Consider the following 13,295-nt stretch of genomic DNA (forward strand, 5'->3'; position numbering starts at 1 on the left):
ACCGTCAGGCGGTCAGGCGGGAAGTCACTTCGCCCAACTGACCCGACAGTCCGTGCAGGCGCTTTCCGGCCTGCTCGGTGTGCTGCACCGCCTGCTGGTTGGCGGTGGCGATGCGGGTGATCTCGACCAGGTTGCGCGAGATGTCCTCGGCGACACTGGTCTGCTCCTCGGCAGCAGTGGCGATCTGGCGGTTCATGTCGCGGATCGCCTCCACCGCCGTGGTGATGCGCTGCAGCATCTGCCCGGCCTGCTGCACCTGCTCGGCGCCCTCCTCGCTGCGCTGCTGGCCACTCTCGATGGCCTTGACCGCCTCCACCGCGCCCGACTGCACCGCCTCGATGATCTGGTGGATCTCGGCGATCGAGGCCGCGGTGCGCTGGGCCAGGCTGCGCACCTCATCAGCCACCACCGCGAAGCCACGCCCGGCCTCGCCGGCACGGGCGGCTTCGATGGCGGCGTTGAGCGCCAGCAGGTTGGTCTGTTCGGCGATGCCGCGAATCACTTCAAGTACCTTGCCGATGCGCGTGCTGTCGTTTTCCAGGTGGCGAATCACCGCGGCGGTGCCGGCAATCTCGCGGTTGACCGCGGCAATGGTGTCGATGGTGCGCTGCATGACCTGCTCGCCCGCCTGGGCGCTGTGGTCGGCCTCGTCCGCCGCGCGGGCGGCATCGGCGGCATGGCGGGCCACCTCCTGGGCGGTGGCGGACATCTCGTGCATGGCCGTGGCGACCTGGTCGGTACGCTGGAACTGATCATGGGTGCCGTGGGCCATGTCGCCGGCGATACGGCTGAGCTGACCGCTGGCGTTCTCCAGTTCCTCGGCGTTGTCCTTGAGCCGGCCAACGGTGTCGGCAAGAAAATCGCGCAGGGTGTTGGCGGCCAGCGCCAGGCGTCCGAGTTCATCCTCGCGGCGGCTGTCGACCCGGGCGGCGAAACGCCCCTGGCTGAGCTGGGCGACGTAGTCGATCAACTGGCGAATCGGCTCGACCAGGCTGCGGTTGACCAGCCATAGGCTGAACAGCCCGACCAGTACGGCCGAGGCCAGCATCACCAGCACGCCCAACCACACCGTGCGCTCGGCGCTGGCGCTGATGGCGTCGGCACGCCCGTGGGCATCGGCGCGCAGTTGCTCCACCAGTGCACTCATCTGGTCGCTGGTGGCGCGGTCCACCCCCTTGACCGCCAGGTCGCCGGCCACCGGGTCGCCACCGGCGGCCAGGAATGCCTGGCGCCCTTGCTCGTAGGCCGAACCCAGCTGGCGGTGGCTGGCCTTGAGCTGCTCCAGACGCGATTTGAGAGCCGGATCGCTGCTGTCGATCAATTGCCCCAGCAATTGCTGCACCTGCTGCTCGCGGGCCTGGAACTGCTGCCAGTACTTGTCCAGCTCCGCGGGTTGGCGACCACGCAGCAGCACGTTCTTCCACTCCTGCACCTGGATCTTGAACTGCAGGTTGGCTTCGTCGATCAGCTGCGAGGCACGCAAGGGTCCGTCCACCAACTCGGCGTAGCCGCGCACACTGGACGACAGGAACTGGAAGCACACCAGGGCGATCAACAGGATCGCCAACAGGCTGCCACCGAGCAGGGAGAGAATTTGCACTCTGAGGGATTTACGCAAGATTGCGGATCTCGGAACAAGGAAGAGGGAAACGGCGCACGCCGGCACCGCCGACAGAGGCGTCCTTGTCCTCGTTCGCTGCCCCATCAACGCCGCCATCGGGCGATGGCAACTAGGGCAAGCACCTGCGCAACAGCCGAGGCAGATAGTCTCAGGCAATTGCTACAGAATTGTTACAAAACAGCGACAGCAAAGACGGTCAGCCCGAGTTGAATTGCAGTGCTGCCAGGCGGGCGTAGAGTGGGCTTTGCTCGATCAATTGTCGATGGGTCCCGACTGCCGCCAGTCGGCCTTTGTCGATCACCGCGATGCGGTCGGCATGCTGCACCGTCGCCAGGCGGTGGGCGATGACCAGCGTGGTGCGCCCGGCCATCAGTTGTGGCAACGCCTGCTGGATCAGATACTCGCTTTGCGCGTCCAGCGCGCTGGTGGCTTCGTCCAGCAGCAGGATCGGCGCATCCACCAGCAGCGCCCGGGCAATCGCCAGGCGCTGACGCTGGCCACCGGACAAGCCCACGCCCCCTTCACCCAAGAGTGTCTGATAGCCCTGGGGCAGCTGGATGACGAACTCATGGGCATGGGCACCGCGCGCCGCCGCCTCGACCTCGGCCAGGCTGGCCTCGGGCCGACCATAGCGGATGTTGGCCTCGACCGTGCCGCGAAACAACGCCGGTTGCTGGGCCACCAGGGCAAACTGGCGGCGCAGGTCGGCAGGCGCCAGACCGGTTATCGGCTGGCCATCGAGCAGAATCGCGCCACCTTGCGGATCGTAGAACCGCAGCAGCAGGTCGAACAAGGTCGATTTGCCGGCCCCCGACGGCCCAACCAGCGCCACGGTCTCGCCGGGACGGATGTGCAGGCTCAGGCCGTCGACGGCCGCCACCGCGGGCCGTGACGGGTAGGCGAAGCGCACCTCGCGCAGTTCGATGTCGCCACTGGCGCGCCCGTGCGCCAATCCCGCCGGCTGTGACGGCGCCAGGATCGCCGTCTGCGCCGCCAGCAGCTCGGCGATACGCTCGGCGGCACCGGCGGCCCGTTGCAATTCGCCAATCACCTCGCTCAGGGTGCCAAAGGCGCTGCCGACGATCAGGCTGTAGAACACGAACGCGGCGAGCTCGCCGCCGGAGATACGTCCGGCGATCACATCCATGCCGCCGACCCAGAGCATCACCCCCACTGCGCCAAGCACCAGCACGATCACCAGGGTGATCAGCCAGGCGCGCTGGGCGATGCGACGGCGCGCCACATCGAACGCCGCCTCCACGGTGTCGCCGAACAGTGCCTGGTCACGCGCCTGGTGGTTGTAGGCCTGCACCGTCTTGATCTGGCCAAGGGTCTCGGCGACATAGCTGCCGACATCGGCCACCCGGTCCTGGCTCTGCCGCGACAGGCTGCGCACGCGCCGGCCAAACAGCAGGATCGGCGCCAGCACCAGGGGCAGGGCCAGCACCACGATGCTGGTCAGCTTGGGGTTGGTGACGAACAGCAGGATCACCCCGCCGACCACCATCAGCGCATTGCGCAGGAACATCGACAGCGACGAGCCGATCACCGACTGCAGCAAGGTGGTGTCGGCGGTCAGCCGCGACTGGATCTCCGAACTGCGGTTGTCCTCGAAAAAACCCGGGTGCAGGCCGACCAGGTGGTCGAACACCGCCCGGCGGATATCGGCCACGCAGCGCTCGCCGATCCACGACACCAGGTAGAAGCGGGCGAACGTCCCCACCGCCAGGGCCAGCACCAGCAGCAGGAACAGGCCAATGGTCTGGTTGAGCTGGTGCGCCGAGCCGGTCATGAAGCCCTGATCGACCAGCAGGCGGATCCCCTGCCCCATGGACAGGGTGATGGCGGCAGTGACCACCAGCGCCAGCAAGGCCAGCAGCGCCTGGCGGCGATAGGGTCGCACGAACTGCCAGCCCAGGTGCAGGGCGCGGCGTTGGCGGGGAGAGATCGGATCGGACATGGCAAAGGTCGTTCCACAGGGGATTGGTAGCAGACTACCACTCGTCGGTGCTATGCAACGCCTGGGAATGCGAGGTCGTCCCATGCCCGGACGGAACGGCAGTGGCTATGCCCATTCGTTCTAAAGTGTGACTGGAGCTTTGCCGCGCTTTCTGGTGGACTGATCCAGCATGAAGCCGAAAAGCTGTCACAGACCAGTCACGGCGAAGCGATACCTTGAGCTTGAACCTGAAAGAGGAGACAGGACATGAGCTTGCAGCACACCGATACGCCCAAGACCCAGCCCCCTGCGCAACATCAGGTCTGCGGCTCGATCATCGATGCCCAGGGCCGCGAGGTACCCATCACCGAGCAGATGATCCAGAAGGCCTGCAAGGACCTGGAAGCCAGCCGGGCCGAGAAAACCCGCAAGACCTGACCCCTGAATTGCGTGCAACCCGGCGCTTGCGCCGGGTTTTTAGTGGCCGAGCCTCAGGCCAGCACCGCCCCCAGCGCACTGACCAGTTGCGCCAGCTGCGGCGCCTCCCCACGTACACCCACCGCCAGCCCCTCGATCTCACGCCTTACCGGGTAGTGTTTGCGCAGCAGGTCGAACGCCGCACGCTGTTCGAGCGGATCTTCGCTCAGGCTGCGACGGAAATCGGCATCGTCACGACGTGGGTCGTAGACCGCCCGGCACAGGGTGGCCAATGCCCAAGCCGAATCCGCGCTCGCGTCAAACTCGATCCGCGCAAGGCTCGGCGCCGGCAGCAGGTCGGCGAGGCGCACCTGCTCGGGCTCCCCGCGCCAGCGGCAGAAGGCCTGGTAAATCTGCGCCGTGCCCCGCTGCTTGCCGTCCAGGCTGTAGCCGGCGATGTGCGGCGTGGCCAGGGTGCACAGGTCAGCCAGTTGCAGGTCCACCTGCGGCTCTCCCTCCCACACATCAAGCACCGCGTGCAGATCCTCGCGATCCAGCAGCAGTTCGCGCAGGGCCGCGTTGTCCACCACAGGCCCACGGCTGGCGTTGATCAGCCAGGCACCTGCGCGCAAGCGGGCCAGGCGCGACTTGTCGAGCAGGTGCCAGGTCGGGTGCTCGCCGCCACGCTGCAGCGGCGTGTGCAGGCTGATCACATCACACTGCGCGAGGACACTATCGAGATCGACAAAATCGCCGGTCTCGCTGGCCTGGCGCACCGGGTCGCACACCAGCACCTTCCAACCGAGGCCGCGCAGCACCCGCACCAGCCGCCCGCCGACCTCACCCGCGCCGACCACGCCATAGACGCGCTTGCCCAGGTCGGCCCCCTCGAGCTCGGCCAGGGTCAGCAGGCTGCCCAGCACGTAATCCACCACGCCACGGGCGTTGCAGCCCGGCGCGCTGCTCCAGTGGATACCGGCTTCGGCGAAATGCTCGAGGTCGAGATGATCGGTGCCGATGGTGCAGGTGCCGACGAAGCCCACCCGACTGCCCTCAAGCAGTTGCCGATCGACGCGAGTCACCGAGCGTACCAGCAGCACGTCGGCGTCCTTGACGCAGTCGGCGTCGATGGCCCGGCCGGGATAACGGCGAATTTCACCGAAACCGGCAAAGAAGGCATCGAGCAGCGGGATATTCTCGTCGGCAACTATCAGCATGGCGCTCTCCTGTCAGGGGAGCGCAGTGTAGCGCGATCGCGGCAGGCTCAGTCGGCCTTCTTGCGGATCCAGTACAGGTAGGTTCCGGCGTCTTCTTGCTGGCCGAGCAGCTCGTGGCCGAGGAAGATGCAGAACTTGGGGATGTCGCGGCGGGTCGACGGGTCGGTGGCGATGACCTTGAGCACGCCGCCGGATACCAGCTCGCGCACATGCTTGTGCAGCATCATCACCGGCTCCGGGCAGTTCAGGCCGGTAGCGTCGAGGATCGCGTCGTGGGTGAAATCGGTCATGAAAGGCTCCGCAAAATGCTCGTCATTGTGGCGTATCGGCCGAGGGGCGCCAAGCCCACTCCCACAAGGGCCGGGTACCGTGGGAGCGGGCTTGCCCCGCGATGGGCTCAGCGCGGCTTCAGGTCCAGCCGGCGCAGGTGGCAGGTGACTTCCTCACGGTCGTGATACAGCTGCTTGCAGGCGATCGAGACCTTCACCTTGCGCGCCTTGAACCCAGCCTCGATACGGTCCAGCAGCTTGCGAACCTCGGCATGGCGCTGTTTCATCGGCAGCTTCAGGTTGACCACCGCCTCGCGGCACAGCCCTTCGCCCAGCCAGGTCTCGATCAGCGAAGCGGTGCGCGCCGGCTTCTCGACGATGTCGCAGACCATCCAGTCCACCGTCAGCTTCGGCTGCCAGGTGAAACCGTCGGCCATCAGATGGGTGACCAGGCCGGTATCCATAAGGCTCTCGGCCATCGGGCCGTTGTCGATGGCGGTGACCAGCATGCCACGCTTGACCAGCTGGTAGGTCCAGCCACCGGGCGAGGCGCCCAGGTCGACACCCGTCATGTCGTCGTTCAGGCGCGCGTCCCATTGCTCGCGCGGGATGAACTGGTGCCAGGCTTCCTCGAGCTTGAGGGTCGATCGGCTCGGGGCCTCGCGGGGGAACTTCAGCCGTGGGATGCCCATCGGCCACAGCGCCGAGTTGTCGGCCTCGGCCAGGCCGAGGAACACCCGGCGGCCGCTGATGAAGGTCAGCAGCAGGCGCGGACGGCGGGCGTCATCGACCAGGCGGCCGGCCTTCTCCAGGGCCTTGCGCAGCGGCACTTCGAACTTGCGGCAGAAGGTCGACAGCTCCTTGCCCTCGTTGCTGTCGAGCACCTCCAGCCACAGGCTGCCGCACACCGGCAGTCCGGCCAGGTGCTCGAGCAGCACGCTGATACGGTCGGTCTCTGGCAACTCGACGTACATACCGCGGGCCCACTGGCGCGGGAAGATCAGCTGCGAGAAGCGCAGCGCCTGCATCATGCGTTCGGCGCCACCGGGCTCGGTGCAGACGAACTCGGCGCAGGCACTCTGCGGCTTGCCCTTGGCATAGCCGGGCACGCCCAAATGGGCGGCGTGTTCGCTGATTTCGGCGCAGACCTCGCCCTCGAAGCCGGGCCGGCAATGCATGAACAGGGTATTCATTTCTCACTCCACATCACTGGCGCAGACGGCGCCAGGGCGGCGAATGATAAAGGAAGTCGGGAACCAGCGACACGCCCCATCGGTCCAGAAAAGGGTCGGGGCCGGCAAACCGGTCTAACCTGACTGTTCAGCCAGGTCCGTGCCGTGCGGACCGGTCCAGAGCGGTGATACCGGCGAGCGACCCGCAGTCGCCGGGCACCGGAGCACAAGGAGTTGTAAATGCCCTCGCTCGATAGCCTGAAAACCCTCAAGACCCTCCAGGTGGCCAACCGCGCCTACCACTATTTCAGCCTGCCCGACGCCGCCCACCAGCTCGGCGACCTGCAGCGCCTGCCCATGTCGCTCAAGGTGCTGCTGGAGAACCTGCTGCGCTGGGAAGACGGCAAGACCGTTACCGGTGACGACCTGCGCGCCCTCGCCGCCTGGCTGCAGGAGCGTCGCTCCGACCGCGAGATCCAGTACCGCCCCGCGCGGGTGCTGATGCAGGACTTCACCGGCGTGCCGGCGGTGGTCGACCTGGCCGCCATGCGCGCGGCCATGGCCAAGGCCGGCGGCGACCCGCAGCGGATCAACCCGTTGTCGCCGGTGGACCTGGTGATCGACCACTCGGTGATGGTCGACCGTTATGCCACCCCGGCCGCATTCGCCCAGAACGTCGACATCGAGATGCAGCGCAACGGCGAACGCTACGCCTTCCTGCGCTGGGGCCAGAGCGCCTTCGACAACTTCCGCGTGGTGCCGCCGGGCACCGGCATCTGCCACCAGGTCAACCTCGAGTACCTGGGCCGCACGGTATGGACCCGCGAAGAGGACGGCCGTACCTATGCCTTCCCCGACACCCTGGTCGGCACCGACTCGCACACCACCATGATCAACGGCCTGGGCGTGCTCGGCTGGGGCGTGGGCGGCATCGAGGCCGAGGCAGCCATGCTCGGCCAGCCGGTATCGATGCTGATCCCCGAGGTGATCGGTTTCAAGCTCACCGGCAAGCTGCGCGAGGGCATCACCGCCACCGACCTGGTCCTGACAGTCACGCAGATGCTGCGCAAGAAGGGCGTGGTGGGCAAGTTCGTCGAGTTCTATGGCGACGGCCTGGCCGACCTGCCGCTGGCCGATCGCGCCACCATCGCCAACATGGCCCCCGAGTATGGCGCCACCTGTGGCTTCTTCCCGGTCGACCAGGTGACCCTCGACTACCTACGCCTGTCCGGCCGCCCCGAGGAGACCGTGCAACTGGTCGAGGCCTACTGCAAGGCCCAGGGCCTATGGCGCCTGCCCGGCCAGGAGCCGTTGTTCAGCGACACCCTGGCGTTGGACATGAACGATGTGGAAGCCAGCCTGGCCGGGCCCAAGCGCCCGCAGGACCGCGTCGCCCTGGGCCAGGTGCGCCAGGCCTTCGACCACTTCATCGAGTTGCAGCCCAAACCACTGGCCAAGGAAGTCGGCCGCCTGGAAAGCGAAGGCGGCGGTGGCGTGGCGGTGGGCAATGCCGACCAGGCTGGCGAGATCGACTACACCCACGAAAACCAGACCCACACCCTGCGCGACGGCGCGGTGGTGATCGCCGCCATCACCTCCTGCACCAACACCTCCAACCCCAGCGTGATGATGGCCGCCGGGCTGGTGGCGAAGAAAGCCGTGGAGAAAGGCCTGCAGCGCAAGCCCTGGGTGAAGAGTTCGCTCGCCCCCGGCTCCAAGGTGGTCACCGACTACTACAAGGCCGCGGGCCTGACACAATACCTCGACCAGCTCGGTTTCGACCTGGTCGGTTATGGCTGCACCACCTGCATCGGCAACTCGGGCCCCCTGGACGAGGCCATCGAGCAGGCCATCGGCAGCGCCGACCTCACCGTCGCCTCGGTGCTATCGGGCAACCGCAACTTCGAAGGCCGGGTACACCCGCTGGTCAAGACCAACTGGCTGGCTTCGCCGCCGCTCGTGGTGGCCTATGCTCTGGCCGGAAGCGTGCGCATCGACCTCAGCCAGGAGCCGCTCGGCACCGGCAAGGACGGCAAGCCTGTCTACCTGCGCGACATCTGGCCAAGCCAGCAGGAGATCGCCGAGGCGGTCAGCAATGTCGACACCCGCATGTTCCACAAGGAATACGCCGAGGTGTTCGCCGGCGATGCCCAGTGGCAGGCGATCGAAGTGCCACAGGCCGCGACCTATGTCTGGCAGGCCGATTCCACCTATATCCAGCACCCGCCCTTCTTCGATGACATCGGCGGCCCATTGCCGGAGATCGGTGATGTGCGCAACGCACGCATCCTCGCCCTGCTCGGCGACTCGGTGACCACTGACCACATTTCCCCGGCCGGCAACATCAAGGCCGACAGCCCGGCCGGCCGCTACCTGCGCGGCAAGGGCGTGGAACCGCGCGACTTCAACTCCTACGGTTCGCGTCGCGGCAACCATGAAGTGATGATGCGCGGCACCTTCGCCAACATCCGCATCCGCAACGAGATGCTTGGCGGCGAGGAAGGCGGCAACACCCTGTACGTGCCCAGCGGTGAAAAGCTGTCGATCTACGATGCCGCCATGCGTTACCAGCAGGATGGCACGCCGCTGGTGGTGATCGCCGGGCAGGAATACGGCACCGGCTCCAGCCGCGACTGGGCGGCCAAGGGCACCAACCTGCTGGGGGTCAAGGCGGTGCTGGCGGAGAGTTTCGAACGCATCCACCGCTCCAACCTGGTGGGTATGGGCGTGCTGCCACTGCAGTTCAAGGCAGGGGACGACCGCAAGCGCCTGGGGCTGACCGGCAGCGAGCGCATCGATGTGCTGGGGCTGACTGATGCGCAGATCCGCCCGGGCATGAGCCTGCCGCTGCGCATCACTCGCGAAGACGGGCGCCAGGAGCAGATCGAGGTCCTGTGTCGGATCGACACCCTCAATGAGGTGGAGTACTTCAAGTCGGGAGGGATCCTGCATTATGTGCTGCGGCAATTGATCGCAGGGTAAGGCCCCTTCGCGGGGCAAGCCCGCTCCCACGCAATGTGGGGGCTTGCCCCGCGCGGGTGGTTTCAGGTGTCCTGAAGGCCAGACGAGGAGTCCTACCCTCCTCTGATTCACCGGCACTAAGGAAACACCATGCCTCTTCTCCACTGGATCGCCCTGCTCCTGCTTGCCCTCGGCTATGCGATCGCCCTGACCTACGGCAGCCTCGGCCTCGCCGCCCTGCCCGCCTTGCTCGCGCTGCTGTGCAGTGCCCTGCTCGCCCGCCGTCCGGTGCGCTGGCAACAAAGCCTCGGCCATCTGCTGTTCATCCTCCTGGGCATCGCCCTCGCGCTGCACTGGCTGCCCGGTTTCCATGGCGCTCGCGTCATCGACAAGGCCGTCCTCAGCGAAGGCGCGGTGCCCTTCTCCATGTACCTGAACCTGGACAAGCCGCTGATCGGCCTGTGGCTGCTGCTGGCCTGCCCTTGGCTGGTAATGCTGCGCGGTCGCGGCCTGGCCATGAGCCTGGCGCTGATCCTTCCCCTTACCCTGCTCGCCTGCCTGGGTGGTGCCTCGGCCCTGGGCCTGGTTGCCTGGGCACCGAAATGGCCGGACCAGGCCTGGCTGTGGCTGGCCAACAACCTGCTGCTGGTGAGCCTGACCGAGGAACTGCTGTTCCGTGGCTACATCCAGGGCGGCCTGCAACGTCTGTTCAAACATGAGGGGCTGGCGCTGCTGGTGGCCGCGCTGTTGTTCGGCCTCGCGCACCTGGCCGGCGGCTGGCAGTGGTTCTACCTGGCCACCCTGGCCGGGGTGGGGTATGGTCTGGCCTATCGCCATGGCGGGCTGGCAGCGGCGGTGCTGTGCCACACCTGCGTCAACCTGGCGCACTTCACCCTGTTCAGCTACCCGATGCTGGCCCCGAGCTGAACAATCGGTCATGATCAGACCTAAACGTCATCTTTTATAAAGAAAACTGCAATATTGAAGGCAATGGCTGCGATCAGGTCGGCTGCGATAGCTCAACCACACTGATGGCACCTTGCCCCAGATCAAGGCAGTCAAATATTCATTCAATAAAACCAGAGGCTTGCCGATACCCGTCGAAAGCCTTGCGGATTGAACAGCCAATGCGTAACAACCAGCCGATTACCCAGAGAGAACGGACTTTCCCTGCCCAGCAGCGGTTGATCTCCACCACCAACGCCAAAGGCGTGATCACTTACTGCAACGATGCCTTCATCGAGATCAGCGGATTCTCCCGCGAGGACCTGATGGGCGCACCGCACAACCTGGTGCGTCACCCCGACGTCCCGTCAGCCGTATTCGCCCATATGTGGCAAACCCTCAAACAGGGCCTGCCGTGGATGGGTATCGTCAAGAACCGCTGCAAGTCGGGCGACCACTACTGGGTCAATGCCTACGTCACACCGATCTTCGACAACAACCAGGTGGTCGGCTACGAGTCGGTGCGGGTCAAGCCCACCGCTGAGCAGATCCGCCGCGCCGAGGCGCTGTACCATCGCATCAACCAGGGCAAGTCGGCCATCCCGAAACGTGACAAGTGGCTGCCGGTGCTGCAGGACTGGTTGCCGTTCATCCTGATCAGCCAGGTCGGTTTCCTGATCGGCAACTGGCTGGGCCACTCCTGGGGCTTCGCCTTGGCCGCCGGCCTGTCGGTGCCGCTGGGCCTGCTCGGCCTGAGCTGGCAGCAACGCGGCCTCAAGCGCCTGCTGCGCCTGGCAGAACAGACCACCTCCGACCCGCTGATCGCGCAGATGTACACCGACAGCCGCGGCGTTCAGGCACGCCTGGAAATGGCCATGCTCAGCCAGGACGCACGGATGAAGACCTGCCTGACCCGCCTGCAGGACAGCGCCGAGCAGCTCAGCGACCAGGCCCGCCAGTCCGACACCCTCGCCCACCAGAGTTCCTCGGGCCTGGAGCGCCAGCGCGTGGAGACCGAGCAGGTGGCCGCCGCCGTCAACCAGATGGCCGCCACTACCCAGGAAGTGGCCAACCATGTCCAGCGCACCGCAGACGCGACGCAGGAGGCCAATCGCCTGACCAGCCAGGGCCGCAATATTGCCGGCGAAACCCGTGACGCCATCGAACGTCTGTCGGCTGCCGTGGGCGAAACCGGGCTGACCGTCACCCAGCTGGCCAAGGACAGCGACGAGATTGGCGGCGTGGTAGATGTGATCAAGGGTATCGCCGACCAGACCAACCTGCTGGCGCTCAACGCTGCCATTGAAGCGGCCCGCGCCGGGGAGATGGGGCGCGGCTTCGCCGTGGTGGCCGATGAGGTCCGCCAACTGGCCCAGCGAACCGCCGAGTCCACCGGGCAGATCCACACCCTGATCGCCAAGCTGCAACAGACCGCCAACAACGCGGTGCAGACCATGGAATCCGGCCATCGCCAGGCCCAGGAAGGCGTCGAGCGGGTCATGCAGGCCGACCAGGCATTGGTGGGTATCAGCGAGGCCGTGGCCAACATCACCGACATGGCGACCCAGATCGCCGCGGCCACCGAAGAGCAGAGCGCGGTGGCCGAGGAGATCAGCCGCAACATCAGCACCATCGCCGACCTCGCCGACCAGACCGCCGGCCAGGCCCAGCGCTCGGCGCTGCTCAGCGAAGAGCTGACCAGCACTGCGGGGACCCAGTACTCGCTGGTGGAGCGTTTCAACCGCTGATGACAAAAGGCGCCGCTTAAGCGGCGCATCGCCGGCAAGCCGGCTCCCACACTGACCGCGCCGCCCTCAGGCCAAGCGCCATTTCTGTGGTAGCCGACTTGCCGGCGATGCTTTTACCAGTCGAGCGCCAGCCGGCTCTCGAAGTAACGTACCTCACCCGTCAACGGATCCTCGAAACGCAGGCTATGGGCCAGCAGCTTGAGTGGCCGTGCGTAATCATCCTGCTCGTTGACCAGCTGCGGATAGAACGGATCGTTGCAGATCCCCGCCCCGAGCGCCGCCATGTGCACGCGCAACTGGTGAGTCTTGCCGGTGACCGGTGAAAGGCCGTAGCGCCACAGTTCGCCCTGCTTTTCCAGTACGCAGGCATGGGTTTCACTGTTGTCGACCCCTTCGACCTCATGCATGCGGAAGAACGGTTCGCCATGCACCAGGCGGCTGCGATGCACCAGCGGGTAGTCATGCTGCGGCATCGCCGCGGCAATGGCCTGGTAGTGCTTGTCGATACGCCGCTCGGGAAAAAGGCGCTGATAGGCGCCACGGCTCTGAGGGTTGGCAGAGAACAGCACCAGCCCAGCCGTGTGTCGGTCAATGCGATGCAGCGGCACCAGATGCGGGTTGTCCAGGCGCCGGATCAGCCGGCGCAGCAGCGTCTGCTCGACGTACTCGCCGGTGGGCGTCACAGGCAGGAAATGCGGCTTGTCCGCTACCACCAGGTGCTCATCCACATGCAGGATTTCTTCCTGCACCGGGATCACCCTTTCATTGGGTACTTCACGGAAATAGTGCAGGCGCATGCCCCGACGATAGCGAGTGTCCGCTGCAATCGGCTGGCCCTCGGCATTCAATACCCGCCCTCGGGCGAAGCGGTCGAGCCATTGTTCGCGGCTGATGCCCTTGAAATGCTCGCACAGGCAGTCGAGCACGTTTGCCCAGGGCCCAGGCGGCAGGCATACAGTGCTGGCTTGCTGTTGGGCGGGGTCGAAAGGCGTGGTCATCATCGGGC

Annotated in this window: 10 protein-coding genes and 1 pseudogene; 4 read left to right on the forward strand and 7 right to left on the reverse strand. The window is 66.0% G+C overall.

Annotated features, from left to right (window positions below):
- Nucleotides 1-4 precede the first annotated feature (4 nt).
- The 3 genes and pseudogenes from ACQ4OD_RS13045 to ACQ4OD_RS13055 form a co-directional block, all read right to left on the reverse strand.
- The gene (locus ACQ4OD_RS13045) at nucleotides 5-772 is read right to left on the reverse strand and encodes a methyl-accepting chemotaxis protein (RefSeq protein ID WP_430944419.1); all 768 of its coding nucleotides are present in this window, start codon (nucleotides 770-772) and stop codon (nucleotides 5-7) included.
- Between the two features lie 165 nt (nucleotides 773-937).
- A pseudogene (locus tag ACQ4OD_RS13050) lies at nucleotides 938-1,717 on the reverse strand (methyl-accepting chemotaxis protein); the annotation flags it as partial.
- 100 nt (nucleotides 1,718-1,817) lie between these two features.
- Nucleotides 1,818-3,581 carry an ABC transporter transmembrane domain-containing protein gene (locus ACQ4OD_RS13055; RefSeq protein ID WP_139672421.1) on the reverse strand — a complete coding sequence of 588 codons (1,764 nt, stop codon included), beginning with the start codon at nucleotides 3,579-3,581 and terminating at the stop codon, nucleotides 1,818-1,820.
- 246 nt (nucleotides 3,582-3,827) lie between these two features.
- On the opposite strand from ACQ4OD_RS13055, the gene ACQ4OD_RS13060 reads away from it, so the two are divergent.
- Nucleotides 3,828-3,998 (forward strand): PA1571 family protein, encoded by a 171-nt coding sequence (locus ACQ4OD_RS13060; RefSeq protein ID WP_173862435.1) that lies wholly within the window; start codon nucleotides 3,828-3,830, stop codon nucleotides 3,996-3,998.
- Between the two features lie 53 nt (nucleotides 3,999-4,051).
- Here the strand turns inward: ACQ4OD_RS13060 and pdxB are convergent, their stop codons facing one another.
- The 3 genes from pdxB to rlmM form a co-directional block, all read right to left on the reverse strand.
- Nucleotides 4,052-5,194 (reverse strand): 4-phosphoerythronate dehydrogenase PdxB, encoded by a 1,143-nt coding sequence (gene pdxB, locus ACQ4OD_RS13065; RefSeq protein WP_198753853.1) that lies wholly within the window; start codon nucleotides 5,192-5,194, stop codon nucleotides 4,052-4,054.
- A gap of 47 nt (nucleotides 5,195-5,241) precedes the next feature.
- Nucleotides 5,242-5,484 (reverse strand): sulfurtransferase TusA, encoded by a 243-nt coding sequence (gene tusA, locus ACQ4OD_RS13070; protein ID WP_139672427.1) that lies wholly within the window; start codon nucleotides 5,482-5,484, stop codon nucleotides 5,242-5,244.
- 107 nt (nucleotides 5,485-5,591) lie between these two features.
- Nucleotides 5,592-6,656, reverse strand: a complete 1,065-nt coding sequence (gene rlmM / locus ACQ4OD_RS13075; RefSeq protein ID WP_139672430.1) for a 23S rRNA (cytidine(2498)-2'-O)-methyltransferase RlmM — start codon at nucleotides 6,654-6,656, stop codon at nucleotides 5,592-5,594.
- A gap of 219 nt (nucleotides 6,657-6,875) precedes the next feature.
- Between rlmM and acnA the strand changes: the two genes are divergently transcribed.
- From acnA to ACQ4OD_RS13090, 3 genes are all read left to right on the forward strand, one after another.
- Complete coding sequence (gene acnA, locus ACQ4OD_RS13080) at nucleotides 6,876-9,617, forward strand: aconitate hydratase AcnA (protein ID WP_110698777.1); 2,742 nt, start codon at nucleotides 6,876-6,878, stop codon at nucleotides 9,615-9,617.
- A gap of 129 nt (nucleotides 9,618-9,746) precedes the next feature.
- Nucleotides 9,747-10,523, forward strand: coding sequence for a CPBP family intramembrane glutamic endopeptidase (locus ACQ4OD_RS13085; protein WP_111532751.1), 777 nt, complete (start codon nucleotides 9,747-9,749; stop codon nucleotides 10,521-10,523).
- Nucleotides 10,524-10,723: 200 nt separating this feature from the next.
- Nucleotides 10,724-12,289, forward strand: a complete 1,566-nt coding sequence (locus ACQ4OD_RS13090; RefSeq protein WP_430944397.1) for a methyl-accepting chemotaxis protein — start codon at nucleotides 10,724-10,726, stop codon at nucleotides 12,287-12,289.
- A gap of 113 nt (nucleotides 12,290-12,402) precedes the next feature.
- Here ACQ4OD_RS13090 and ACQ4OD_RS13095 read toward each other — a convergent pair whose 3' ends face one another.
- A complete protein-coding gene (locus ACQ4OD_RS13095; RefSeq protein ID WP_139673197.1) occupies nucleotides 12,403-13,287 on the reverse strand; it encodes a pseudouridine synthase in 885 nt (294 codons plus the stop codon).
- Between the last annotated feature and the right edge of the window lie 8 nt (nucleotides 13,288-13,295).

This window comes from Pseudomonas sp. WC1 (genome assembly GCF_050586565.1).
In the GTDB taxonomy this organism is placed as follows: Bacteria; Pseudomonadota; Gammaproteobacteria; order Pseudomonadales; family Pseudomonadaceae; genus Aquipseudomonas.

Excerpts from the sequence above, each read along its gene's own strand:
- ACQ4OD_RS13045 (WP_430944419.1), bottom strand. The coding sequence starts at position 772 with ATGGCCCACGGCACCCATGATCAGTTCCAGCGTACCGACCAGGTCGCC.
- ACQ4OD_RS13055 (WP_139672421.1), bottom strand. The coding sequence starts at position 3,581 with ATGTCCGATCCGATCTCTCCCCGCCAACGCCGCGCCCTGCACCTGGGC.
- ACQ4OD_RS13060 (WP_173862435.1), top strand. The coding sequence starts at position 3,828 with ATGAGCTTGCAGCACACCGATACGCCCAAGACCCAGCCCCCTGCGCAA.
- pdxB (WP_198753853.1), bottom strand. The coding sequence starts at position 5,194 with ATGCTGATAGTTGCCGACGAGAATATCCCGCTGCTCGATGCCTTCTTT.
- tusA (WP_139672427.1), bottom strand. The coding sequence starts at position 5,484 with ATGACCGATTTCACCCACGACGCGATCCTCGACGCTACCGGCCTGAAC.
- rlmM (WP_139672430.1), bottom strand. The coding sequence starts at position 6,656 with ATGAATACCCTGTTCATGCATTGCCGGCCCGGCTTCGAGGGCGAGGTC.
- acnA (WP_110698777.1), top strand. The coding sequence starts at position 6,876 with ATGCCCTCGCTCGATAGCCTGAAAACCCTCAAGACCCTCCAGGTGGCC.
- ACQ4OD_RS13085 (WP_111532751.1), top strand. The coding sequence starts at position 9,747 with ATGCCTCTTCTCCACTGGATCGCCCTGCTCCTGCTTGCCCTCGGCTAT.
- ACQ4OD_RS13090 (WP_430944397.1), top strand. The coding sequence starts at position 10,724 with ATGCGTAACAACCAGCCGATTACCCAGAGAGAACGGACTTTCCCTGCC.
- ACQ4OD_RS13095 (WP_139673197.1), bottom strand. The coding sequence starts at position 13,287 with ATGACCACGCCTTTCGACCCCGCCCAACAGCAAGCCAGCACTGTATGC.